This window comes from Armatimonadota bacterium, assembly GCA_016223145.1.
In the GTDB taxonomy this organism is placed as follows: domain Bacteria; phylum Armatimonadota; class Fimbriimonadia; order Fimbriimonadales; family Fimbriimonadaceae; genus Nitrosymbiomonas.
Window position 1 is genome coordinate 84,618 of record JACRPN010000009.1, and the last position, 21,865, is coordinate 106,482.

Genomic DNA, 21,865 nt, shown 5'->3' on the forward strand with positions numbered 1-21,865 from the left:
CTCGGCGCCCAGGGTTGCGTCGGCCCTGGCGACCCCCTCACCCGATTCACTTCGTTCACCGCCTCTCCCCGTGGGGGCGAGGTGGGTCTGGACCTCGGACGCCAGACCCCAGACCCCAGACCCCAGACCCCAGACCCGTCCTACCCCGCCGGTTCTGACTTGGGGGCCTTTAGCGCCAGCGTCAGGAGGGCGGCCGCGATCAGGAGCGCAATCGAGCAGGTGTAGGCGAAGCTGAAGCTCTTTGTCGCGTCATAGACGGCTCCAGCGACCAGGGACAGCGAGAACCCGCCCACGCCCCAGGCCGTGAAGACCAGGCCGTAATTCACGCCGAAGTGCTTCAGACCATAGAAGTCCTTGGTCAGCGATGGAAACAAGGAGAGATTGGCCCCATAGTTGGCGCCGATCCCAGCCGAGAGCGCCACGAGCGCCGCCGTCGAAGCCAGCGACGAGCCTTTCGAGGCCATCGAGAGCGCGTAGATCAGGCCGGCCTGAACCAGGAAGCAGATCACGAGCTGCGCCTTGCGGCCGAACTTGTCCGAGAAGAGGCCTGCAGCCACCCTTCCGCTGCCATTGCCGATGGCGAGTACCGCCACCAGCAGGAACCCGAGCGCCAGCCCAGCCTGAACCTCGACGACCTTCGCCAATTTGGAGATGATCATCAGGCCCGCTCCCGCGCCGCAGGCATAAAGGAACCAGAGCAGATAGAACTGCCACGTTCTGAGCATTTCCTTCGAGGTGTAGTCCCGAACGACCGCCTTGGCGGCCGCTACCGGTGTGGCCGACGGGGGCACATAGCCAGCCGGAGGCGGCGTCAGGAGCCGGGCCAGCGAGACCACTACGATCAGGAAGGCGATGCCCAGGATGAGAGCGGTGGTCGAAACGCCGTAGCTGCCGATGAGCCAGTTGGCGAGCGGCGCCACATAGACGCTCGCGAATCCGAAACCGGCAACCACGATCCCGGCGATCACCCCGGTACGGGCGGCGGGGAACCACTTGACGGCGGGCGGCGTGGCGGCGGCATAGCCGAAGCCGAACCCCGACCCGGCGAGCACGCCGAACCCGAAGATATAGCCGAGCGTTGTGGTGGTCAGGCTGCAGACGATGAACCCGGCACCGACCAAAATGCCGCCGATGGTTGCGGCGAGCCTGGGGCCGAGCCTATCCTGAAGGCTCCCGGCGGGAACCATGACGAGCGAAAAGACAAGGCACGCAATGGAATAGGGAAGCGATTTGCCGGCTTCGGTCCAGCCCCATTCGGCAGGAATCGCCTTGCTGACGACGCTCCAGGAATAGAGTACGCCAAGCGCGAGGTTGATTCCCATGCCGGCAAGGGCGACGGTCCAGCCTGGGTTGCGGGTGGTAATTTGGGCATGTGTTTCGAGATTCGGTGTGGCAGCTGCCATAGATCGGTCCTCCGAACCGGCCTTAGGCAAGTGCCGCGGCCCCGCAAGTGCGTCCGTCAGTTGTGGCCTTTGGGGTAGGCGCAAGTTCGCGATGGGCGTTTCAGCCCTCGCGCGGAAGATTCGCGGGTCCAACGCTGCTCCGCCAGGATTGAGATGTGCGGTTGGGACTCCCTCGTTGGAGCCTTTGCAGCGTTTCCGGCCGGGAGTTCCCGGCCACACAGCTTTTGAGCTTTCATGGTCACCTCGCACGGGGCGCGGTTCATTTTCAGTTTGGCATCAAGGGAACCTAAAATGCAGGACCGGCAACCTTGCGTGGCGAACCAGGAAACGTGATCTGTCTGCTTGCTACGAGCATGTTCCTTACCCTGCCTGCACCCGATAGCCGCCCAGCCGATCTCGCCGAGCCACAGTGGTCCCAGAAGAAGGCGCCGATTATGACTCGCTGGGCCAAGGAGGTCTCGCCCCAAAACGCCCTGCCCGAGTACCCCCGGCCGCAGATGGTCCGCAAGGACTGGCTGAACCTGAACGGGCTGTGGGATTTGGAGATCCTAAAGGGACAGAGGGACAAGGGGACCAAGGGACAGGGGACGCCCAGCTATTCCGGCAAGATTCTCGTTCCTTACCCCGTTGAGTCGGCCCTCTCGGGGGTCATGCAGCGGGTGGAGCCAAACGACCTCCTGGTGTACCGCAGAACGTTCCGGGTCCCTGAAAAGTGGAAGGGCAAACGGACCTTGCTGCATTTCGGCGCGGTGGATTTTGATGCCACGGTGCTGGTGAACGGCAAGGTGGTGGGCACCCACCGAGGCGGCTACGACGGGTTCACGTTTGATGTGACCGACTTCCTGAAATCCGGAAAGCCCCTCCCTCGTCTTTCGCGCTCCGGCGCGGAAAATGAGGGAGGGGTTGGGGTGGGAGACAATGAGCTTGAAGTCCGAGTCTGGGACCCTTCTGAGACGGGCACGCAGCCTCACGGCAAGCAGTACCTCAGGAACGAGGGGATCTGGTACACCCCGACGTCGGGCATCTGGCAGACGGTCTGGCTGGAGCCGGTTGGGCAGACATTTGTTGCGACCCAGAGGGTCTCCTCCACTAGCAATTCGGTAGAAATCGAACTCACCTACGGCGGCAAGAGAATGCCGCTCCCAGACGTGCAGCTCTTCATTTCGGCTCCCAAGGCCACAGCAGATTGGAGCAAAGCCCCGCCAAACTCCGCGACAAGTTCTTATACCGGTCAATCCGACATCGCTTCTTCGGATTCCGCCCGTCTGTCGTTCAACCAGAGCGACCCGATACTTTGGAGCCCTGAAAGGCCCATCCTCTATCGTTACAGAATAGAGCTTTGGAATCGGTCCGTGCTGGGACCCAAAGACGTGCGTCGCGTATTGTTGGACACGTTTGAGGGCTACTTCGCCTTCCGCTCCGTCACTCTCGGCAAAGACGCAAACGGGCGCACCCGTTTTCTCCTGAACGGCAAGCCTTGCTTCATGGTCGGGCCGCTCGACCAGGGCTTCTGGCCGGACGGGCTCTACACCGCCCCCTCCGACGCAGCGCTGAAGTACGACCTCGAAATCACCAAGAGACTCGGCTTCAATTTCATCCGAAAGCACGTGAAGGTCGAGCCCGACCGATGGTACTACCACTGCGACAAGATGGGCATTCTGGTCTTTCAAGACATGCCTTCCGGCGACAAATACATCGGCGGTAACGACCCCGATATCGCCCGAACCCCGGAGTCGGCGCGGCAGTTCGAGACCGAGCTCAAGGCGATGATCGAGGAACGCGGCAATCACCCCTGCATCGTCGGCTGGGTGCCTTACAACGAGGGCTGGGGCCAGTGGGACACGCCGCGCATCGCGAGCTGGATCAAGAAGCTGGACCCCACGCGGCTCGTGGACTCTGCGAGCGGCTGGACCGATCGAGGTGTCGGCGACATGCACGACATTCACGTCTATCCGGGCCCCGGCGCCCCTCGCCCCGAGCCCAAGCGGGCAGCGTTTCTTGGCGAGTTTGGCGGGCTGGGGCTTCCCGTGCCCGGGCACATGTGGAAGGCCACGGGCTGGGGCTACCGCACCTATACGAACAAGGAAGAACTCACGGCGGGGCTGGAGACTTTGTTTGCGAACCTCCGGCTGATGCAGGACGGTGGGCTTTCCGGCGCGGTTTACACCCAAACCACCGACGTCGAAACCGAGTTGAACGGCCTAATGACCTATGACCGCGAGCTGATCAAGCCGGATGCCGATCGCGTCGCCAAGGCCGTCAAGAAGCTCTTTCTGCCGCCGCCGAAGGTGTCGGTGCTCGTTCCCACGAGCGAGGCGAGAGCTCAGGAGTGGGCTTACACCACCAGTAGGTCCGACCTGTCCGACCCGTCAGACACGTCCGACTTGGCCTGGGCCAAACCCGCTTTCAACGATAGCTCGTGGAAGAAGGGCAAAGGCGGCTTCGGGACCGAGATAACCCCTGGCGCGATCGTCGGGACCGTCTGGAACACCCCAGCCGTCTGGATGAGGCGCACCATCGAAATCAAGGCGCCGGCTCCGCCACCCTCGGGCAAGCCAGCAGGAAAGGAGGCTCGCGTCAGGCCGTTCCGAAACCCGCACCTTCGCATCCACCACGACGAGGACGCCGAGGTGTATCTGGACGGCAAACTGATCGCGAAGCTGTCGGGCTACACCACGGGCTACGTGCTGGCGCCAATTCCTGGGGTTGACCTTACGCCCGGCAAGCATGTGCTGGCGGTCAAGTGCCTTCAGACCGGTGGCGGGCAGTTCATCGACGTCGGCATCGTGGACGTGTTGGACTAAGCTCGCGTCAGCGAAGCTCGGCGGCTGAAACGGCGTTGCTGAGGAGGCTGGCGACCGTCATCGGCCCGACACCGCCGGGCACCGGTGTGATCCACGACGCGCGCCCGGCCGCGCCTTCAAACTCCACGTCGCCCACGTCGTGGCTCCGGCCCTCGACCTTGTTGTAGCCCGCATCGACGACCACTGCGCCGGGTTTCACCCAGTCGCCCTTCACAAATTCAGGGCGGCCGACGGCGGCGACCAGGATGTCGGCGGTCCGGCAGAGGTCTGGAAGGTTCTTGGTCTTGCTGTGGGCCACCGTGACGGTCGCGTTCTTCTGCAAGAGCATCAGAGCGGCGGGTTTGCCCAGGATGACGCTTCGGCCGATGACGACGGCGTTCTTGCCCGCGCACTCGATGCCGTAATGGTCCAGCATCGTCATGATGCCGAGGGGCGTGGCACAGCGAAAACCGGGCAGATCGGCGACCAGCCGGCCAAGAGATGCCGGCGTGATGCCGTCCACGTCCTTCTCCGGGCCAAGGGTTAGGAGCGCTTCCTTTTCGTCCAGGTGGGCGGGAAGCGGGTGCTGGATGAGTACGCCGTGCACCGCCGGGTTCTCATTCAGTTCATGGATCGTCTCGATGAACTGCGCCTGGCTCCAGGTGGCGTCTACGGAGGTGCTGTTCGACACGATCCCCGCCTTGGCGCACCATGCGCGCTTCATCTTGACATAGGCCAAGCTCGCCTCATCCTGCGCGGCCACCAGCACGTCGAGTCGGGGCTGAATGCCGCGCGCCAACAGCTTGTCGACTCGCTTTTTCACGTCTTCGCGGACGAGGGTCGAGAGAGCTTTGCCGTCGAGAATCCGGGCGTTCATGGTCGCGCTTTCCATTCAGGGGGCATCCTTGCGGAGGGGCTTCATCGCGCCGCTGGCCTCCAGGGCTTCCCACTCACCGCTACCCTGTTCTACGAGTTCCTCGGGGACATGCTCGTCGGTTTCAGGCGCGGGTTCTTCGGTCTCTTGTGTGGCAGCGCGCGGGAAGTCGGCCATCACCCGGGCAAGAACTCCATTGACGAACTTGCCGCTTTCGGCGGTGCTGTATTTCTTGGCAAGCTCCACAGCCTCATTCAGCACCACGACCGGTGGCACTTCGGGCACGTGAAGAAGCTCATAGACCCCGACTCGAAGGATCGTTCTGTCCACAGCGGCCAGACGGTCGTAGTCCCAGCCGGTCAGACGCGTTTCGATCACGTCACGGATCGCTGAGGACTCTGTTGCGACGCCGCGCACAAGTCGCTCGGCGTATTCGACGAGTTCGGCGTCCATCTCCGACTCCTCTCGAATCTGCTGGATCGCATCGTCGGCGCGGACCCGCGCGATGCCCATTTGATACAGGGCGCGAAGCGCTGCGACCCGCGCGGGCCTTCGGCTCTTAACCGGCATAGGCCCCTTCATTCAAGAACGAGGGCACAAAGGCGGTGGACAGGTTGCCGGAGACATAGTCCGGGTGCGCGACCAGCCGCTGAAGGAAGCCGATGTTGGTGGCGATGCCGTCCACGTGGAACTCGTAGAGGGCCGATTGCAGCCGGCGCACGGCCTCAGCGCGGTCCTTTCCGCTGACGATCAGCTTGGCGAGCAGGGGGTCGTAGTAGGGGCTCACCGAGAGGCCCGCATAGCAGTGGGTCTCCATGCGGATGCCATGGCCGCCGGGATCGCGCCAGCCGGTGATGAGCCCGGTACTGGGGTGGAAGTCTTTATCGGGGTCCTGGGCCGTGATCCGCGCCTCAATGGCATGGCCCGTGAGTTTGATGTCGTCCTGCTTGAAGGGAAGCCGCTCGCCGGCCGCCACCTTGAGCATCGTCTGAACGATGTCGATGCCGGTCACTTCCTCGGTGACCGGATGCTCCACCTGAAGGCGCGTGTTCATCTCCAGGAAGTAAAAGTTGCCCCCCGCATCCACCAGAAACTCCACCGTGCCGGCGTTCTGATAGCCGACCGACCACGCCACTTTGACCGCTGCTTCACCCATCTTCCGGCGTAGCTGGTCGGGCAGGTCCGCGAAGGGCGCCTCTTCCAGGAGCTTCTGGTGCCGCAGGTTCTGAACAGAGCACTCGCGCTCGCCGAGGTGCACCATGTTCCCATGCGTGTCGCCGATGACCTGGATTTCGACGTGCCTCGGCTCGACCACACACTTTTCGACCAGCATCTCGCCGCTTCCGAAGCTGGCCAAGGCCTCGCCCGAGGCTTGGGGCCAGGCTGCGATGAGTTCGTCTGGGGTGTCCACCCGCCGAATGCCGCGCCCACCCCCTCCGGCGACGGCCTTGAGGAGCACCGGAAAGCCTATCTGCTCGGCGATTTTTAGGGCCTCCGTTTCGTTCGGGACCGCGCCCTCGCTTCCAGGGACCACGGGGCATCCCGATTCGATTGCGGCGTGTTTGGCGCGGGCTTTGTCGCCCATCGCCTCGATGGCTTTGACCGGCGGGCCGATGAACTTGACCCCCAGCGATTCGAGGGCCTCGGCAAAGGAAGACCGCTCGCTGAAATAGCCGTAGCCGGGATGGACCGCCTCCGCCTTGGAGATCTGGGTGGCCATCAGCACGTTGGCCAGGTTCAGATAACTTTCCGAGTTGGTGCCGGCGCCCACGCAGACCGACTCGTCGGCGAGCTTGACGTGGAGGCTCTCGGCGTCCGCCTGAGAGTAAATGGCGACGCTCTGCACACCCATCTCACGGCAGGCGCGGATGACCCTGCAGGCGATCTCTCCTCGATTGGCAATCAGGACTTTCTTGAACATGGGCTATCGGGATTTTGGAAAGCGACGCGCGGGGGTCAGGCTCAGAACTTCTCGTGTCCGGGGTGCTTACAGTGCACCTCGCCGGTCTGGGGATTGTAGTCGTAAGGCTCCTTGCCGAGCGGGCACTTGTAGAAGTCTTCGCCGAGGCGGGTCTCCTGGATCGTCGACGGATACGCCTCGCCGGCGGTCCAAGCGATCTGTAGCGACTGGCGGAGCTGATTGATGTTGCTCCGGCAGACCTCGTCCCGCGCTTTATAGATGGCTTGCCCGACCAAAGTCTGCCCTTTGCCGTCTGGGCGGGCGCTCTTGGTGGAGCTGCCCGTGCCGACGAAGTACACGCCGGCGAGAATGCAGATGATCACCAGCGCGATCATCGTCGCTACAAGCGTCTGTCCTGCGTTTTTCTTCATGCTTCCACCTTCAGGAGGGCGATCGGCTGGCCGAATTGGACCGGGTCTCCGGCTCGAACCAGTATCTCCATGACCTCGCCGCCCTCGGGAGCGACCACGTCGTTGGCGATGCCGAGGGCTTGAACGGTCGCCACGATTTCACCCGCCTGGATCGTGCAGCCCTGGGAGAGGGAGTCGTTGGCGGATTGAAAAAACCCGACACACGGCGCCGAGATGGCCACTTCGCGCGGGCCGGCGTCGACCAAAGCTGATGCCTGGCCCTGAGCGCCGACAGCGGGTCGCGGAGCGGGCGCGCCGGGAACCAGCTTGGCTTTGAACTTGACGCCGTCGGCTTCGAGTTCGACCTCGCTGAAGCCGTGCTTGCGGGCCGTCGTCAGCGCCGCCACGATGGCGTCTCCCGCGTGATCCGTCATGCGCGACAGTGTACCGGGACCGGCACCTTGCCCTATCGCGGCCCGCGCAACCGGCAACGTTACCGGGTCGCCACTCTATTGCCGCGTGGAATGGCTTTCCTGGAGACCCGGCGGCGATTGCCGCGACGGGTTCCCCGGGGGCATTCATGAGGGGATTGAACGGACAAGGCGGACTCTTCGAGTACGCCGCCATTCGCCGGGCGGCAGAGCGGGCGTCTGCTTCGGCATCCGAGATCTACGCCGCCATCTTTGGGGGCGAGTGGGAGCTGAGCTTTAGCTCCGCGAAGGCAGTTGGCTCCGAGGAGCTTCCATGCCTTCTCGGGCGCGTAGCCTCAGAAGGGCCCTGCCTTTGCGCTATCATCGGCGGTGAACTTGAGGGACGGTGCGTGGTGTGGCCGCCTCAAGGCCTCAAAAACGCCCCGGAAATCCCCCTGTTGCGCTACGAACTGGTCGCCGAGGCCTTGTCGAACTGCTTCATCACGGCGCTTGCCGATCTCTCCCAAATCCCGTTCTGGGGATCCCAGATGCGCCTCAAGGAAGGCCCATGCTGCCTGCCCGAGGATTGGGCAGACCCCGCAGCGGCATGGAGCTTTGAGGCCGTCTTGAGCCACGGACCGCACCCCTATCGAATCAGCGTCGCGCTCCTGGCGCCCTCCTCCGACCTCTTCATGCTTCAGCAAGGCCTTTGCTTGGAAGCCGCCGCCTGACCAAAACTTCAGACGCTTTCTGAAGTTCTCTCAAAAACGCACCGAGAATCGGAGTGAGCGCATGAACACGACTGCACCGACCATCGAACGGCTTGTTGCCGACATTTCGGACTTGCCCACCATGCCGGCAGCCGCCCTGGCGGTCATTCGGGAAACGGACTCCGCCGTGGCCAACGCGAGGTCCATTTCGAAGTATTTGGTGCAGGACCAGTCCCTGGCGACGCGTGTCCTGCGGCTCTCTAACAGCGCCTACTATGGCCTCACGCGACAGGTCAGTGATATCAACGAGGCCGTGATCATCCTCGGGAACCGAACGGTCAGGAACCTGGCAGTGATCGCTTCCTCGTTCCCTTGGCTTTCCAGGTCGTTCCCCGGCTACGGCATTGGTCCCGCCGAAATGTGGAAGCACGCCTTTGGCACCGGTGTTGCCGCAAAGGTTGTCGCAAAGCTGAACGGCGAAGTGGACCCCGAGGCAGCGTTCACGGCCGGCCTCATCCACAATCTGGGCCTCGTCGCGCTGAGCGCACGGCTCGAGGGCAGAAGCGGCGTCTTGGTCACCCACGCCAAGCAATCCAAAGCCACCTTTAGTGAGATCGAGAGGGCCACATTCGGTTTTGACCACTGCGAAGTCGGTAGCTATCTTGCCGAACAATGGAACCTTCCCGCGGGCTTGACGGCTTGCATCCGCTTTCATCACGCTCCGAACGAGGCGACGGCCCACCAAAACTTGGTGGATTGTGTTCACGTTGGCGAGCAGTTGGTCTTCGCGATGGATCTTGGGATCCCAGAGCTTGGGATGCTGCATCCCTCGAGCCCAGACAGCCTTCGACGGTTGGGCATTCAGCCGGATGCCTACGAGCAGTTGGTCGAGGAGTGCGCCTCGGCCTTTGCCGATGCCGAGCATGCGTATGGCATCAGCGCAGGCCAGCAGCGCGCCGCTTAGCGACGCTTCACAATAGTCGCATCGACGCGCGCAGCATTCTGCCTCCAACCTCGAAATCCATCTTGGGGCCTTTCGGCTCGCGGGTCGTCGTCGTGGCCGGAACACCCAACGTATCGCATCATGAGTGCGAGGCGCTGCGCGCACGCTTGCTCCAAGCAGCGAGGGTGGTGGGTGAAGAAAGGCAACGCGCTGATGGCGGAAAGCTCTGGGATCGATTCGTGCGGCTCCCTGAGGAATCGCACGTGAGCCGCCTGGCGGGTTGGGCCCTGTCTCGGATGGCCCTGCTGCAGCTTCTTGAGGGCTGCATACCAGCCTCAACGAAGGAGCAGAGCATCCAAGCGAGCTTGGCACATACCCAGGGCGCAGGTGCGGCCGCAATTCTCCAGGCAGGTCTCCCGTTGCGGTTCGACGGCATTGGGATCGATATCGAACCCTCGTTGCGAGCAACATCAACGAAGCTGGACGCCCGGGTACGCCATCAAGAGGACCCGCCGAGCCTGGAGACATTGGACCTTTGGACGCTCAAAGAGGCATGCCACAAGGCCGACGGGCTTGAGGGCGACACGGCGTTCGCGGAGTATCGCGTCGGGCCGTTTGAGTCGAGGTCCCACATCGGGATCGACTCTCCAACCCGCCGATACGCGTCAAGGCTTTGGGAAATCGAGGGCTTTCGAGTCGCGGTCGCCTTGCGCAGGCACGGGTGAAGCCTTGAACTAGAGCTTCATCGCCACGATCAGCCCGTCCCGGATTGGAACGATCGACACGTCCCACGCCGGATCGTGGACCAGGAGCCGGGTCGCGGTGCGAATGCCCTCCGTCGCCTCGGACTTATCCGAAGGGTCGAAGATGCGCCCGGACCACAGCATGTTGTCCATGAGCAGTACGCCGCCTGGCCTCAGTTTCTCGGCGATCACGGGCAGGGAAGCCGGGTATCCGGCCTTGTCGATGTCGTTGAAGATGACGTCGAACGGACCCTCCGCCTTCTTGAGCGCTGCGACGGCCTCGCCCACGGTGTAGCGCACCATCTCGCTGTAGCCCAGGTTCGCCAGATGCTCGCGGGCCATCGCCGAGAGGTCCTTGTCCCAGACCACGTGGTCGACCGTTCCGCCGCCGTTCTCCTCGACCGCCTTGCAGAACCAGGCCGTGGAGTAGCCATAGCCCGAACCCAGCTCAAAGACCCTCTTGGCGCCCACCATACGCGCAACCTGGTAGCAGAAGTGGCCTGCGGCTGGGCCGATGATCGGAAAGCCGTGCTCCTGGGCATAGGCCTCCATGCGCTGCATCTCGGCGGGGCGGCCGGGAGTCATGGCGTCAAGATAGGGCTTGAGTTCCGGGCAATAGAGGTCCATCCGCCGGAATCTACCCTGAACCCACCGTGAACAATCGGCGCAATGAACCGTTTGAGCCACGTAAGTGTTCTAGTGTCTGATTGGACCTCACGGAGCGAATAGCAATGAAAATCATGCGAATTTTAGCGGCCGGCGTGTTGGCGTTGGCAATCTCGTCGATCTATGCCCAAGGCGGCGGCGCAGCCGGCGCCAGGGGCCAAGGCGGACCCGGAGGAGCGGGCGGTGCGCGAATGGGCGGACCCGGCGGCCAAGGCGGCATGCGCATGGGCGGCATGGGTCGCGCTGGCGGCGGACGCCTTCTTCTCAACGCCTCGGTTCAGAAAGAGCTCAAGATGACCAAAGCCCAGATCGACAAGGCTCAGAAGACCTTTGGTGAGGGCGCCGGCGGGGGAGCGGGGCGCGGACCCGGAGGCGGCGGACCTGGTGGCGGTGGAGCTGCCGGTGGTAGGGGCCAAGGCGGACCCGGAGGCGGCGGAATGACTGACGCTCAGCGCGAGCAGCGACGTCTCGACATGGAGAAGCAGATCAAGAGCGTGATCAATGCGACCCAGTTCGCGCGTTATCAGCAGATCACGTTGCAGATCGGGGGTGCAGGGGCGCTCACGCGGCCCGACATCGCCAAGCAGGTCGGCATCACCGACAAGCAGGTCAAGCAGATTCGCGACATCCAGCAGAAGCAGTTTGAGTCCATGCGCGGCCAGATGGGCGGGCCTGGCGGAGGCGGCAGGGGCCCCGGTGGCCCTCCGGCTGGAGGCGGCAACATGATGGCGCAGTTCCAGAAGATGCGCGAGGAAACCAACAAGAAGGTCATGGCGGTCCTCACGCCTCAGCAGAAGAAGAAATGGGAGTCCATGCTCGGATCCCCTTTCAAGCTGCAGATGTAGTTCTCGTCAACTGACCTCCAGAAAGGGCCGTGCGGATTCACCGCGCGGCCTTTTTCCAATTGGGATGGAGTTTTCTTGAGCTTGTTGGCGGCTCGGGTGGCTTGGCCCGCGCCGAAATGATCTCGAACCCCTCCGACAACATATTCGCAGGGAATTCTCCACCGGCGTCGAACAAGCAGAACCATGGCAGACATCCACCAATGGGTCACCACATCCAATGCGTTCGACGGCTATCGGGTTGTGCGGGGCTTTGGGGTCGTCCGAGGCATCACGGTCCGAAGCCGATCGGTCATCGGCAGCTTCGGCGCGGGAATCCAGACGCTCTTTGGAGGCAACATCACGCTCTACACGGAGCTCGCCGAAACGGCCCGCGCCGAGGCCTATGAGCTGATGATCCAGCATGCGGCCGCCATTGGCGCCAACGCGATCATCGCGATGCGGTACGACGCGAATGAGATTACGTCGGGCGTCACCGAGGTTATCGCCTACGGTACTGCCTGCTACATCGAGCCGATCCCTCAGCCCTGACATCCCATCCATCGGTGGGCGCGCCCTGGGACCAATGAACCCTCAAACCCAGGCGTCGTCTTGGCTTGATAGATCTCGCCCTGAGCTGGGCGACAAAGGAGATCGAATGATGAACACACGAACTTGGATGACGATTGGAGCGGTTGCCGTATCGCTCACGACCGCCCTGGCCCAAGGCGCAGGCACGACCAGCACCACTCAAGGCAACGATCAGAAGGGTGGCGCCCAGCAAAGGCAGCAGCGCCAACAGCGCCAAGGCTTTCAGGGACAGCTTCAGATGGCCGGACCAGGCCTTCTGCTCAACGAAGCCGTGCAGAAAGAACTCAAGATGACGCCTGAACAGGTCGAGAAAGCGAAGACGGCGTTTGGCGCCAACCGCCAACAAGCTAGGGGCGCAGCCCAAGGCCAGAGGCGCCAGGGTGCCGGGGGCGGTGCTGGACAAGACGTGCGCCAACTCCTCGGAAACCGTCAGCAGGAAGTCGAGAAGCAGGTCAAGGAGATCCTGGACGAAAAGCAGTTCGCCCGGTTCCAGCAACTGCAACTTCAGCAGCAGGGCGCTGCGGCGCTCGTGCGGCCGGACGTCGCCGACAGGGTCGGCCTGAGCCAGGAGCAGAAGGACAAGATCCGTCAGATCCAGCAAGAAAGCTTCGCCTCGCTGCGCGAGGCCATGCAAGCCGCGCGGACCGGCCAGGGCGCCGATCGTCAGGGCGCGATGGCCCAGATTCGCGAGAAGATGATGAAAGCCCGCGAAGAGTCGAATGCGAAGATCATCGGCATGCTCTCCGCCGAGCAGAAGAAGAAGTGGGACGACCTCCTCGGCCCGGCCTTCAACTTCGAGCAGATCAGGATCGGGAAGAAGTAGGGGATTTCCCCCTCACCCGGTTCGCTTCGCTCACCGGCCTCTCCCACGGGTGGAGAGGCGGTTTGTCTCTCACATGAGCAGAGGCGATCCCCCTCCCCTTGTCCCGATCTTCGGGATAGGGGGGGCGAAGATCCCGCGCCTCACGGGAGGGTAAGGGGGTGGAGGTTCCGGGCCCGAAATCCACCTCGCCCCTTGCTTCCGAGTCCCGACGGGTCGGGAAGGGAGAGGTCGGTGAACGAAGTGAACCGAGTGAGGGGTCACTTGCCCGATATGTTCCGAATGCCGGGTGAGAGGGGGGGCTTGGTGGTCAAGGAATATTGAGCCCGGCCCTACTTCGAGAGCCCCTCCATCCTCGCCAACCGCTCTTGCTCGTTGGCGACGAGCCACGGGTCCGCCGAGAGCAGCTCATAGGCCCGCGCGAAGTACGGTTTCGCCTCCTCCGCCCTGCATAGCGCCAACAGGCACTCGGCAATCTCCTCCTGGCCGTAGCCATCCTGCTGGCCGGCGATTTCCTGACTCAGGGCGCGCTGCTCTTCAAGGGCCTCCTCGATTCGTCCAAGCGAGCGCTTGCACCGCGCGACGCACCACTTGGCGATGCGCACCGGGTCGGGTTTGCCTTGCTCGATGCGGAAGGCCAGCGCCTCTTCAAACAGCGCAAGCGCTTCGTCGTAGCGGTTTTGCCCATGATAGGTCCAGCCCAGGTTGTTCAGGAGCGAACCCCGCCAGTTCCGCGCGGCGGGATCCTGCGCCGCTCGCGCCAATTCCAACGCTTTCAGGTTCCAATTGACGCTTTCCTCGCCCGAGGTCACGATCCCCATCATGTGTGCGGCATCCACGCCGAGGAACTCCTCGCCCGCGGCCTGCGCCACGAGGAACGCCTCCTGAAAGAGCGGGGATGCGGCCGCCGGGTCTCCCGAAGAGTTGAGCACCCGCCCCCGCTCCAGCAGGTACCGGACTTTAACCTTCGGGCTCAAGTCCACGTGCGGCCGTACTTCTTCCAGTGCGGCATGAGCCTCTTCGAACCGCCGCTGGAGGCCCAGGGCCCGCGCCACCTGGGTCTTGGCTTCCCAGGCATAGGCTTCCTCGCCTTTTGTCCGCGCCTGGGCTTCAGCCTCCACGAACCGGGCTTCGCTGGCTGCGGGATCGTTGAAGTCCCAGAGGTCAAGGAGTCGGGGAAGGGCAGGTTCCATTGGGAGACTCTTTTACCTGAACGCACTGTTTGCGGTGCGTAGCTATCGAGCCTTGCCACCAAGCCCAAGCCTCTCCGCCAATGCACTCGACAGAACCCCATCTGGGTCAAGTTCCGACTTGAAAGATCGCAGTGAGGCCAGAGCCTCGGCTCCCAGATACCTCTCCACATCCGAGGGACGCAGCGTCGAGTCCTTTGCCAGATAGAACCGCCCTTTCGACTCCAGCACCAGGTCGTTCATCCGGTGGCAGAGGTCCCAGAGCCGCTCCCGGTTCGCCTGCGTGACCTTGAAGTCCATCGCCAGCGAGTAGCCGTCTACCCCGTGCGAAAGCAAAAACGGATCCGGCCGGTGACGCTTCATGACCACCAGGAAACTCTCAAGCCTCGCCTCCCTCTGCATCTGAAGCTGCCGCCCGAACACGTAGCGTGCGTGCTCCTTCGGGACGAAGCTCTGGTACTGGATGAACCCATCCGGCAGGTAGGCCCAACGCCAGTTCGGCACGTAATCCAACAGAAACGAGAAGCCCACCAGAGTATCGCTATAGGGCTTGCCGTCGCCCACCTTTCGTCCGGCAAAGCTCTTGGCGGCGTTGATCAGCCGCATCCCAAAGCGCCGGTTGAACCAGCGCAGCTTGCGCCAGACCGCCGACTTGGGGAAGATGCCCATGACCGTGTCGGGCAGGTCCTGATGGCTTGGGCGCAGGGTCATGCGCGCACTCTCGGCCTTCGTGTACCAGGCCGCGTGGATGAGCCCCCGGCCCGCCGACTTGCCGTGCCCGAAGGCGTCGATCCAGCTCACCAAGTAGTCGGCTTCGGACTCGTATTGCTCGAACGCCGCGAACTGCTCCTCCCAGTTGGCGCAGCTCACGGGCAACACTTGCAGCTCGCCGCATTCGACCTTCTTCAGCTGGAGCTTCACCCGCACGATCGCGCCCAGCAGCCCTGCGCCCGAGATGGCCGCGAAGAACAGCGGGTCTGTGGGCGTCAGCGTGCGCAGCTTGCCATCGGGCGAAAGCAGATCTAACTCCAACACGTGCTCGCCGAGTGTGCCTTCCCTGAAGTTGTTCTTGCCGTGAATGTTCATGGCAAGCGCGCCGCCGAGGGTCGGGAACATGGTGCCGCTGACCACCGGGAGCCACCAGCCGTCTTCGAGCGTGTGGCGCCAGACCTCCTCGATCGTCACGCCGCCTTCTCCTTCAAAGATCCCGGTCTCGGGGTCCCATCCAAGGATGCGGTTCATCCGACAGAGGTCGATCAAGATGGATTCGGGAAGGTAGTTGGCATCGCCGTAGCTTCGGCCAGCGCCCCGAAGGCAGACTTTCCGGCCGGTGTCCCTCGCCAGGTTGAAAAGGGCGGCGATCTCCTCGGCCCGGGTTGGCCGGAACACAAACGCGTCGGCGCCGCCGAGCATCCCAAACCCTGCGACATGTTCGACTCGGTCGGGCGTGACGCCCAGACCCATCCCCATCGGAGCCTCGACCTTCACAGTTTCAACCTCCGGAAGATGAAGCTCGGAATGCGCTTGATGATCGCGAAGATCAGCCAATGCTTGAAGCTCAAGTAGTGCTCCCCTGTCCGAGAGGCTTTCCTCAGAATGATCTCTGCCGCTTTGCGCGTGGGCATGAGAGAAGAGGCAGGCAGATGGTCGGTCATCTCGGAGGCTGTGGGTCCGGGCTTGACGGTCACCACCGTCACCCCTTGCCTTGCCAATCGGTTTCTGAGGGCCTCCATATAGGTGGCGACAGCGGCTTTACTGGTGTTATAGACCGGCTGGCCGCTGCGCCCCCGGTCGCCGGCGACGCTTCCGAGCGCGACCATCGTGCCGCGTTTGGCGCCTTCGAAGCGGATGGCGGCCTGATTCATCCAGGCGATGCAGCCGAGCAGGTTCACGTCGACGATCTCGCGGTCCTTGGCGAAGGCGTATTCGTGCGCGCCGACATCAGGCATGACCCCAGCGGCGTAGATGATGAGATCCAGCCCGCCAAGCTGTTTGGTGGCCTCCTGAAAGAGATCCGGCACGGCGTCGGTGTCGTGGACGTCGTGGACAAAAGTGATGACGCGGTCAGGGAGTTCGGCGCGAAGTTTCTCGAGGCGGTCTTCCCTACGTGCAATGGCGGCGACCTTGCAGCCGCGTTCGGCCAGCAGGCGCGTCAGCGCCTCCCCGATCCCTGAGGACGCTCCCACCACGATCGCCGTGTTCCAGTTCATCGGCCCGTTATCTGTAGCCGCAGGTTCCGTGCCTGCGCACTCCTTCCGTCCTCGCAATCCCGTAGGGCTCCTGTAGCCGCAGGTTCCGTGCCTGCGCACGAGTCCCTTGTACCCCTGCCAAAGCCTGCGGCTACCCTTAACTACCCCTATCAAAACGATACGCAGGCAAGGAACCTGCGGCTACAGATTCACCTTACCGGTCCAGCAGCGGCACCTGCACGCCGCTGAGCGCAAAGACCGCCGACGCCACAAAGAGCACAACGCTCGCAAGGACGTGCGGGTCCCTCAGCAGGATGTCCGCCGGCTCGCCGCCCTCCTCCTTCGTGAAAACGAGCAAAAGGTAGCGGGCGATTCCATAGGCCACAAAGAGCGTGCTCAGGATCAGGGCAGGGAACTTACGGGCGGTCTCGCTCTCGATGGCGTAAATGCCATAGCAAAGGGTGCTGGCGGTCGCCGTGGCGATGACCAGCGCATCGAGTGCTCCCTTCGAATAGCCTCCCAGACTCTCACGACTCGCGAGCTTGGAGTCGCCCTGCAGCAAGAACTCGTGCCGTCGCTTGGCAAAGCCCAGCATGAGCGCCAGGGAACCGGTACAGAAGAGCAGCCAGCCCGAAATCGGCACCCAGATCGCCGCCGCGCCGAGCACGGCGCGAAACACGAACCCGGTGCTGATCAGGAACACGTCCGCGACCGGCACGGCCTTGAACGCGGCGTTGTAGAGCGACTGAAGCAGGAGGTAAGCGCAGAGGATGGAGAGGCTCGAGGTGTTCAGCAAGAAGCCTCCCATCGCGAGGCCGCCCACCAGACAGATCGCGGCGATGATCCAGGCGGATCCGGTCGTAAGGGCGCCTGAGGCCAAAGGGCGGTTCTTGCGCTCCGGGTGTTCGCGGTCGCGGTTGACGTCCAGGATGTCGTTGACGGCGTACGTCCCCGAGCTCACCAGGCACATCGCGCCAAAGGCGATGATCGCCAGGCGCACGGCCTCAGGGTCGCGGAACTTGCCGGCAAAGAGGAAGGCGGCGAACACGAGCAGGTTCTTGGTCCACTGCCTGACGCGCAGCAGCCTGATCACCGGCCCGAGTCGCATAGCTGGATTATGGACGTTCCTGGAACTCATGACGCGCCTCGCGTGGTCCTTAAAGTTAACCGGGCCACGATGAGCCCTAGCCCTTGAAACGAGAGCTGAAATCAACTTGGAATCAGCATTCTTGCTGGTTAATGGAGCAGAGATGTGGCAGTCGCGGCAGAAAACCTATGCGCTTCGCCCCAGCTAGCCACCCGGCAAATAGACCGTTTCCCGTTTTGAGGCTGGAATAGGTACAAAACGTGTTATCATGGAGCAGCAAGGATGCAGCCTGGCGCTTGCCGCGAGCACGGGTGTTTTGGCTATTAAGGATGCGGCGAAATAAGGAGAGTTCTGTTGATCAGCGAGGGTCTCACCGAGAAGAGAAGCCTTGACCTTGGCAAGAAGCAGGAGCGCGACACCGTTTTGAGCCTGCCGAACGTTCCCATCAAGGTCATTCATTACCGCAAGCGAAAGCGTGGCCTGGACGTATTGGGCTCGCTTCTACTGCTTGTCCTATTTTCGCCACTCATGGCGATCATCGCCCTTTTGGTCAAGCTCTCCAGCCCAGGACCTGTCCTTTACGCCTCGACCCGCGTCGGCCGCGGCGGCAAACCGTTTGCCTTCCTCAAGTTCCGATCCATGTACACGGACGCCGATCGCAGGCTCGCCGAGCTCAAAACGAGCAACGAGAAAGACGGCCCCATCTTCAAGATGAAGAACGACCCGCGCATCACGCCGGTCGGCCGCTTCCTGCGCAAGTACAGCCTCGACGAGCTTCCCCAGCTTTTCAACGTTTTCAAGGGCGACATGAGCCTCGTCGGCCCCCGCCCGCCGATTCCTCACGAGGTCATTCAGTACGACGAGTATTGCCAGGAGCGCCTGAGCGTTCGCCCGGGGCTCACCTGCTATTGGCAAATCCAGGGCCGCAGCAATCTGAGCTTCGACGAGTGGATGGAGCTGGACCACAAGTACCTTCGCGAGATGGGGCTTTGGACGGACCTGATGATTCTCATCAAGACGCCACTCGCAGTCCTCAAAGGCGACGGCGCGTACTAGGGCTGGCCTGAACACGGGCCTGTTTGAACCCGACAATGGTATTACCGCTGCGCATGCAGCCAGGTACCCTCGAACTCATGGCAGCCGTTTCCCATCCAGGCCGGGCCTTCCCGGAGGGCACCGTCATGGGCTTTCCCGTGGCGGCATGCACCCGCGAACAGATGGCCGAGCAGGTCTGTAAGTGGGCTGTAGAAGGAACCCCCCGATCGGTGTTCGCCTCCGCCGTACACTTCGCCATGGAGGCGCGCGACCATGCCAAGTACCTGGAGATCGCCAAGCGCGCCGATGCCATCGTGCCTGATGGCGTACCGCTGGTCTGGGCGCTCCGCAAGCAGGGTTTTACCGAGCAGCCGAGGGTCGCAGGGCCGGATCTCTTGCCGGCGGTCTGCGAAGCCGCTGCCAAGCACGGCATTCCCGTCGGCTTCTATGGGGGCACCGAAGAGATGGTCGAGACGTTGGCCAAGAACATGGCGAAGAGCTATCCGAAGCTGAAGGTGGCCTATGTGGTCTCTCCTCCCTTCCGAAAGCTGACCGAGGACGAGGACAGGCAGGTCCGCGCCGACATCGTGGCCTCCGGAGCCAAGATCCTGTTTGTCGGCTTGGGCTGTCCGACTCAAGAGGCCTGGATCGACGAGCATCGCGACCTGCCGGTGGTCAAACTCGGTCTTGGAGCGGCTTTTGCCTTTCACGCCGGAATGCTCAAGCGCGCGCCAAAGTGGATGCAGAAGACGGGCACCGAATGGGTGTACCGGCTCGTGATGGAGCCCCGGCGGCTTTTTATGCGCTACTTCCGGCACAACCCCCGGTTCCTGGTGTCCCTCCTGCTGCGCAAGGGCGTTCGGTAGTCTCCGAACAAAGAACGAGCCGCCCGACCTATGCCGAACGGCTCGTCCACTCACGCCCCAATTACTTCAGCGAATCTTCCGCAGCCAAGCCTGCATTGGCCCGATACCACGGGATCGTCTTGGCGAGGCCCTCGGCGAGACCGTATTTCGGCGTGTAGCCCAAACCTGCGACCTTGGCGATGTCGGGGCAGCGGCGCGGCGTGGCTCCCGGTGGCTCCTCGCCGGGGAAGATTTGAGGTTCCCTTCCAAACTGCCGCACCACCTCTTCGGCGACTTCGCGGATGGTGGCCTCCTCTTGGGTGCCCACGTGATAGATGTTCAGGTGCTTGCCCTTGGTGAACGCCAAATAGCAGCCCTCGGTGAAGTCGTCGATGTAGCAAAAAGCGCGCGTCTGGCTCCCGTCGCCCTGAATCGGGAAGGGAAGCGAACCGCTCGGATGGGTCTTGATGGCGTCCTCGGCCCTCAGCACGAACTGAGGCACCACATGCTCCCAACCCATGTCGGGCCCATAGGCGTTATGCGGGCGCACCACCACCACGTTGTCAAAGCATTCGCGTCCGTAGTTGATCGCCAGTAATTCGGAGATCAGCTTCCCGCCCCCATAGGAGTAGCGGGGGTTCAGGGGATCGGGGATGAAGAACGGCGCGGATTCGTCGGTCGGCACGCTCGGAGGCGTCTGGTAGACCTCTGAAGAGGACATCAGCCAGTAGTTCGGAACGCCGTGCTTGATCGCGCTGTCGAGCGTGTGAATGGCGCCCTTGACCCCAACTTCGAGCACCAGCTTCGGCTTTTTGTAGAAGAACTCTGTGCCGTTGACGAAGGCGAGGTGAGCCACCGCATCCACGCCGGCCGTGGCTTTGTCGACGGAGTCGGGATCGCGAATATCGCCGACGATGAACTCGATGTCGCTCATCACGTCTTCGAGCCGCCGCGCGCGTCCCCGAGAATTGTTGTCAAAGACGCGGACCTTGTGGCCGTCGCGCAAGAAACGCTTGACGAGCGCTGCGCCAATGAAGCCACTGCCTCCCGTTACGAGGACATGCATGGCTTCTTCTCCTTGGCCGTCCAAGCGTTCACGGACCCAAGCCGAACGTAACGAATGCCCTCCGGTGTGTCGCCGGCCTTGAGCTGCAGCACGTTCCAGCAATCGTAGATCACGGCAGGGCGGGCCATCGTCGCCATCAGGCGATCGAGGTCCAGCCACTCGTACTTGGCGTTGTTGTTTGCGATGACGACGGCGTGGGCGTTCTCAAAAGCTTGGTCGATCGTGGCGGCTGTGAGGCCCAACTCCTCGATCGCGCCGTGCGCCACCGCGAAGTCTTGGCCCACAATCTCTGCGCCCGGAAACGTCTTGCGCATGGCGTCGGCGAGGAGCGTCGCTGGGGTGCCGCGAAGGTCGTCGGTCTCAGGACGTCCCTTGAAGGCCAGGCCGCAGAGCGCGATCTTGGGCTTGCCGGAAACGCCTTTCATGAGGTCGCCGAGCGATGCGGCCACCCATCCGGGAAGCTCCTCGTTGAGGCGCCGTCCGGTGCAGATGAGCTCCGGCTTGAAGCCGAAGTCCTTCATGGCGTGCTCCAGGATGTGCGGGTCCTTTTCCAGACACGGCCCGCCGACGAAGCCTGGCAGCGCGATGTTGGTGCGGGTGTATCCCAGCTTTCCAGAGGCGATCACCTCGTGGGCGTCGAGGCCCGCCGCCTCGCAAAGAAGCGCCACTTCATTGCCAAAAGCGAAGAATAGATCACGATAGGAATTATCAAGAAGTTTTATCAATTCGGCAGTTTCCAGCGTCGAGACTCGCACCGTGGTGGGGGTCATGTGCTGGAAGACTGCGGCCGCTCGCCAAGCTGCCTCAGGGTCGAGGCCACCCACGATCTGCGGCAATGACCGAAGTTCCGCCAATGCGTTGCCTTCGATGGTTCGTTCTGGACAATACGCAAGTTGGTAGGGTTTACCAGATCGCTCCAATATCGGCTGGACGACCTTTCGCGTCGTGCCCAGTCGGACCGTCGAGCGCAAAACCACGAGGCTATTCGGCTGCATCGCCCCGGCAACTTCCGTCGCCGCGCGCTCGACCATGTCCATCCTGGGGCTGTGCTCGCTGTTGAGCGGGGTCCCAACGGTCAGGATAAACAGGGAGCAGCCCTTGACGCTTTCAGCCGAGATGTGCTGAACGAAGCGGAGGTTTCCCGCCTCGAATTGCCGCTTGAGCCTCGAGGTCAAGCCCACTTCGTAAAAGTGTGCGTGGCCCGATTCGAGCTTCTTGATCGTGTCTGGGTTGATTTCGACGCCAACTACTTTGAATCCACATTCCGCCATAACGACGGCAAGGGTTAACCGAACAAATCCCATGCCGAGGATGCAGAATTCCTGATCCTGCGCAACCATCACTGAATTCAATTATGGCAAGACTGCGTTGGTTCCCCA

Annotated in this window: 22 protein-coding genes; 9 read left to right on the forward strand and 13 right to left on the reverse strand. The window is 62.7% G+C overall.

What is annotated here, in order from left to right; all coding sequences use genetic code 11:
• Nucleotides 1-140: 140 nt before the first annotated feature.
• On the reverse strand, nt 141-1,403 hold the full coding sequence (locus tag HZC36_07490) for an OFA family MFS transporter (GenBank protein ID MBI5706817.1): 1,263 nt from the start codon (nt 1,401-1,403) through the stop codon (nt 141-143).
• A gap of 353 nt (nt 1,404-1,756) precedes the next feature.
• Here HZC36_07490 and HZC36_07495 point away from each other — a divergent pair, with 353 nt between their 5' ends.
• Nucleotides 1,757-4,207: a glycoside hydrolase family 2 gene (locus HZC36_07495; protein ID MBI5706818.1), complete on the forward strand. Its 2,451-nt coding sequence runs from the start codon at nt 1,757-1,759 to the stop codon at nt 4,205-4,207.
• A 7-nt stretch (nt 4,208-4,214) separates the two neighbouring features.
• Here HZC36_07495 and HZC36_07500 read toward each other — a convergent pair whose 3' ends face one another.
• From HZC36_07500 to HZC36_07520, 5 genes are read right to left on the reverse strand one after another with little or no spacing between them, the layout of a single operon-like run.
• Complete coding sequence (locus HZC36_07500) at nt 4,215-5,063, reverse strand: bifunctional 5,10-methylenetetrahydrofolate dehydrogenase/5,10-methenyltetrahydrofolate cyclohydrolase (protein ID MBI5706819.1); 849 nt, start codon at nt 5,061-5,063, stop codon at nt 4,215-4,217.
• A 15-nt stretch (nt 5,064-5,078) separates the two neighbouring features.
• Entirely contained in the window at nt 5,079-5,630 is a 552-nt protein-coding gene (gene nusB / locus HZC36_07505; protein MBI5706820.1) for a transcription antitermination factor NusB, read from the reverse strand.
• On the reverse strand, nt 5,620-6,981 hold the full coding sequence (locus HZC36_07510; protein ID MBI5706821.1) for an acetyl-CoA carboxylase biotin carboxylase subunit: 1,362 nt from the start codon (nt 6,979-6,981) through the stop codon (nt 5,620-5,622). The genes nusB and HZC36_07510 overlap by 11 nt, the downstream gene beginning before the upstream one ends.
• Before the next feature lie 41 nt (nt 6,982-7,022).
• Nucleotides 7,023-7,391 carry a prepilin-type N-terminal cleavage/methylation domain-containing protein gene (locus HZC36_07515; protein MBI5706822.1) on the reverse strand — a complete coding sequence of 123 codons (369 nt, stop codon included), beginning with the start codon at nt 7,389-7,391 and terminating at the stop codon, nt 7,023-7,025.
• Nucleotides 7,388-7,804: a hypothetical protein gene (locus HZC36_07520; GenBank protein MBI5706823.1), complete on the reverse strand. Its 417-nt coding sequence runs from the start codon at nt 7,802-7,804 to the stop codon at nt 7,388-7,390. The genes HZC36_07515 and HZC36_07520 overlap by 4 nt, the downstream gene beginning before the upstream one ends.
• 146 nt (nt 7,805-7,950) lie before the next feature.
• Here HZC36_07520 and HZC36_07525 point away from each other — a divergent pair, with 146 nt between their 5' ends.
• The 3 genes from HZC36_07525 (at nt 7,951) to HZC36_07535 (ending at nt 10,158) form a co-directional block, all read left to right on the forward strand.
• Entirely contained in the window at nt 7,951-8,511 is a 561-nt protein-coding gene (locus HZC36_07525; protein MBI5706824.1) for a hypothetical protein, read from the forward strand.
• A 61-nt stretch (nt 8,512-8,572) separates the two neighbouring features.
• Nucleotides 8,573-9,454 (forward strand): HDOD domain-containing protein, encoded by an 882-nt coding sequence (locus tag HZC36_07530; GenBank protein MBI5706825.1) that lies wholly within the window; start codon nt 8,573-8,575, stop codon nt 9,452-9,454.
• Between the two features lie 62 nt (nt 9,455-9,516).
• Nucleotides 9,517-10,158 (forward strand): hypothetical protein, encoded by a 642-nt coding sequence (locus HZC36_07535; GenBank protein MBI5706826.1) that lies wholly within the window; start codon nt 9,517-9,519, stop codon nt 10,156-10,158.
• A gap of 9 nt (nt 10,159-10,167) precedes the next feature.
• On the opposite strand, the gene HZC36_07540 is transcribed toward HZC36_07535, so the two are convergent.
• Entirely contained in the window at nt 10,168-10,803 is a 636-nt protein-coding gene (locus tag HZC36_07540; GenBank protein ID MBI5706827.1) for an O-methyltransferase, read from the reverse strand.
• Between the two features lie 113 nt (nt 10,804-10,916).
• Here HZC36_07540 and HZC36_07545 point away from each other — a divergent pair, with 113 nt between their 5' ends.
• From HZC36_07545 to HZC36_07555, 3 genes are all read left to right on the forward strand, one after another.
• Nucleotides 10,917-11,687, forward strand: coding sequence for a hypothetical protein (locus HZC36_07545; protein MBI5706828.1), 771 nt, complete (start codon nt 10,917-10,919; stop codon nt 11,685-11,687).
• 183 nt (nt 11,688-11,870) lie between these two features.
• Nucleotides 11,871-12,215 carry a heavy metal-binding domain-containing protein gene (locus HZC36_07550; GenBank protein MBI5706829.1) on the forward strand — a complete coding sequence of 115 codons (345 nt, stop codon included), beginning with the start codon at nt 11,871-11,873 and terminating at the stop codon, nt 12,213-12,215.
• Between the two features lie 106 nt (nt 12,216-12,321).
• Nucleotides 12,322-13,077 (forward strand): hypothetical protein, encoded by a 756-nt coding sequence (locus HZC36_07555; GenBank protein ID MBI5706830.1) that lies wholly within the window; start codon nt 12,322-12,324, stop codon nt 13,075-13,077.
• Nucleotides 13,078-13,406: 329 nt separating this feature from the next.
• On the opposite strand, the gene HZC36_07560 is transcribed toward HZC36_07555, so the two are convergent.
• The 4 genes from HZC36_07560 to HZC36_07575 all read right to left on the reverse strand — a co-directional run bounded on the left by HZC36_07560 (nt 13,407) and on the right by HZC36_07575 (nt 17,561).
• A complete protein-coding gene (locus HZC36_07560; GenBank protein MBI5706831.1) occupies nt 13,407-14,267 on the reverse strand; it encodes a tetratricopeptide repeat protein in 861 nt (286 codons plus the stop codon).
• Between the two features lie 42 nt (nt 14,268-14,309).
• On the reverse strand, nt 14,310-15,752 hold the full coding sequence (locus HZC36_07565; GenBank protein MBI5706832.1) for an FAD-binding oxidoreductase: 1,443 nt from the start codon (nt 15,750-15,752) through the stop codon (nt 14,310-14,312).
• Nucleotides 15,749-16,474, reverse strand: a complete 726-nt coding sequence (locus HZC36_07570; protein MBI5706833.1) for an SDR family NAD(P)-dependent oxidoreductase — start codon at nt 16,472-16,474, stop codon at nt 15,749-15,751. The genes HZC36_07565 and HZC36_07570 overlap by 4 nt, the downstream gene beginning before the upstream one ends.
• Nucleotides 16,475-16,667: 193 nt before the next feature.
• Nucleotides 16,668-17,561: a decaprenyl-phosphate phosphoribosyltransferase gene (locus HZC36_07575; GenBank protein MBI5706834.1), complete on the reverse strand. Its 894-nt coding sequence runs from the start codon at nt 17,559-17,561 to the stop codon at nt 16,668-16,670.
• A 402-nt stretch (nt 17,562-17,963) separates the two neighbouring features.
• Here HZC36_07575 and HZC36_07580 point away from each other — a divergent pair, with 402 nt between their 5' ends.
• Both HZC36_07580 and HZC36_07585 read left to right on the forward strand, forming a co-directional pair.
• The gene (locus HZC36_07580) at nt 17,964-18,596 is read left to right on the forward strand and encodes an exopolysaccharide biosynthesis polyprenyl glycosylphosphotransferase (protein ID MBI5706835.1); all 633 of its coding nucleotides are present in this window, start codon (nt 17,964-17,966) and stop codon (nt 18,594-18,596) included.
• A gap of 77 nt (nt 18,597-18,673) precedes the next feature.
• Nucleotides 18,674-19,441 carry a WecB/TagA/CpsF family glycosyltransferase gene (locus HZC36_07585; GenBank protein MBI5706836.1) on the forward strand — a complete coding sequence of 256 codons (768 nt, stop codon included), beginning with the start codon at nt 18,674-18,676 and terminating at the stop codon, nt 19,439-19,441.
• A gap of 61 nt (nt 19,442-19,502) precedes the next feature.
• Here HZC36_07585 and HZC36_07590 read toward each other — a convergent pair whose 3' ends face one another.
• Both HZC36_07590 and HZC36_07595 read right to left on the reverse strand, forming a co-directional pair.
• Nucleotides 19,503-20,486, reverse strand: a complete 984-nt coding sequence (locus tag HZC36_07590; protein MBI5706837.1) for an NAD(P)-dependent oxidoreductase — start codon at nt 20,484-20,486, stop codon at nt 19,503-19,505.
• Nucleotides 20,471-21,826 (reverse strand): nucleotide sugar dehydrogenase, encoded by a 1,356-nt coding sequence (locus tag HZC36_07595; GenBank protein MBI5706838.1) that lies wholly within the window; start codon nt 21,824-21,826, stop codon nt 20,471-20,473. The genes HZC36_07590 and HZC36_07595 overlap by 16 nt, the downstream gene beginning before the upstream one ends.
• Nucleotides 21,827-21,865 lie beyond the last annotated feature (39 nt).